Origin of the sequence: Kitasatospora sp. NPDC047058, assembly GCF_040643935.1 — a bacterium.
GTDB lineage: Bacteria > Actinomycetota > Actinomycetes > Streptomycetales > Streptomycetaceae > Kitasatospora.
The window spans coordinates 1-1,860 of sequence record NZ_JBEYVJ010000767.1 but is presented as its reverse complement, the minus strand read 5'-3'; the positions used below and the strand labels follow the sequence as shown (position 1 = coordinate 1,860).

Genomic DNA, 1,860 nt, shown 5'->3' with positions numbered 1-1,860 from the left:
GGCCGCCTCCGTGGCGGTCGCAGCGGCGGCCGCAGCAACGGCCGGCGCGGTGACCGCGGTGCCCACGCCCTGGGCCGCGAGCCGGTCCAACAGGCCCGCGACGTCGGTGAGTTCGGCGACGATGACGGCCGCCTTCTCCACGCCGATGCCGTCCACCCCGGCCAGTGCCTCGGCGTCGGCGGCCCGGATCGCCGCCATGCTGCCGAAGTACGCCGCTATCCGGCGCGACATCGTCCGGCCGGTGCCACGGATGCCGAGGGCGCAGAAGACCCGGTTCAGCGGCTGGGTGCGGGCGGTCTCGATGGCGGCGAGCAGGTTGTCGGCGCTGGTGTCGCCCATCCGCTCCAGGGTGAGCAGCTGCTCCCGGGTGAGGGTGAACAGGTCGGCGAGGTCCGCCACCAGCCCGGCCTCGACCAGCTGGACGGCACGGGTGCCGCCGAGTCCCTCGATGTCCAGCTGGTCGCGCCCGGCCGCGTAGATGATCGAGGCGACGGCCTGGCAGCCGCGGCCGCGCACGCAGCGCCAGCGCTGCTCGGAGGTGTCGATGGCGTCGCCGCAGCGCGGGCACACCTGCGGGAACCCGATCGGCTGCTCGGCGCCGGTGCGCTCGTCCACCAGCGGCGCCTCGACGCGCGGGATGACGTCGCCCGCGCGGTAGACGAACACCTGGTCGCCGAGCATCAGGCCGCGGCGCTCGATGTCCGCCGGGTTGTGCAGGGTGGCGTAGGTGACGGTGACGCCGTCGATGACCACCGGTTCCAGGACGGCGCGGGGCGCGATGATGCCCGTCCGGCCGACGTTCCACTCGACGCCGAGCAGCCTGGTCACCTTGTGCTGGGCCTGCAGCTTGCGGGCGACCGCCCAGCGCGGGGCCCGGGAGCCGGAGCCGGCCTCCTCCTGGTCGGCGAGCGCGTCGGCCTTCACCACCACCCCGTCGATGCCGAACGGCAGCGCGGCCCGCAGGGCGGCGATCTCGTCGATCCGCTGGCGGACCTCGTCCAGCGTGGTGCAGCGCCGCGGGTCGGCGGCGGTGGCGGCCGCGGTGCCCGCGCCGAGGCCGGCGAGCCTGGCCAGCAGCCCGGTGTGGTCGAGGCCGGGCAGGCCCACCGCACTGTAGGCGAAGAAGGTGAGCTCGATCCGGTACGGGCGGTCCTTGGCGCGCAGGGTGCCGGCGGCGCCGCTGCGCGGGTGGGCGAACGGGGTGGCGCCGTGCTCGGTGCGGACGGCGTTGGCGTGCTCGAACTGCTCCTGGGTGAGCAGGACCTCGCCGCGCAGCTCGACGTCGACCGGCTCGGCGAGCCGCACGGGCAGGCCGAGGACGGCGTCGGCGGCGTGGGTGATGTCCTCGCCGGCCAGGCCGTCACCGCGGGTGAGCAGCCGGGTGAGCCGGCCGGCCTGGTAGCGGGCGGCGACGGCGAGGCCGTCGAGCTTCGGCTCCACGCACCAGGCCGCCACGGGACGGCCCAGCCGCCGCTCCAGGCCGGCCGCCCAGGACTCCAGCTCCTCGGCCGAGAACACGTTGTCCAGCGAGAGCATCGGCACGGAGTGCGGGACGTCGCCGACCACCGCGCCGCCGGCCACCTTGCCGGTCGGCGAGTCCGGGAGGACCTCCCCGGGGTGCTCGGCCTCGTACGCCTCGATGGCGCGCACCAGGGCGTCGTACTCGTCGTCGCCGAGCGGGGTGGAGCCGTCGGCGTAGTACGCCGCGGCGGCCCGTACGGCGGTGGCGACGGCGTCGGCGTAGGCGTCCGGAGACGCCAGGGCAGGACCGGCGCCACCTGCAGCCGATCGTGCTGCCGCGCCGGTGCCCGGTGCCGGACGTGGTGTGGACCGAGGAGCAGTGGCAGCGGATCCGGGGCG

The 1,860-nt window shown here is 75.9% G+C and carries 1 protein-coding gene; it reads right to left on the bottom strand.

Annotated elements, in window-relative coordinates; all coding sequences use genetic code 11:
• Window positions 1-1,761: NAD-dependent DNA ligase LigA (gene ligA / locus ABZ885_RS40290; protein ID WP_360200043.1), on the bottom strand; the 1,761-nt coding region annotated here is incomplete at its 3' end.
• Window positions 1,762-1,860: the final 99 nt, after the last annotated feature.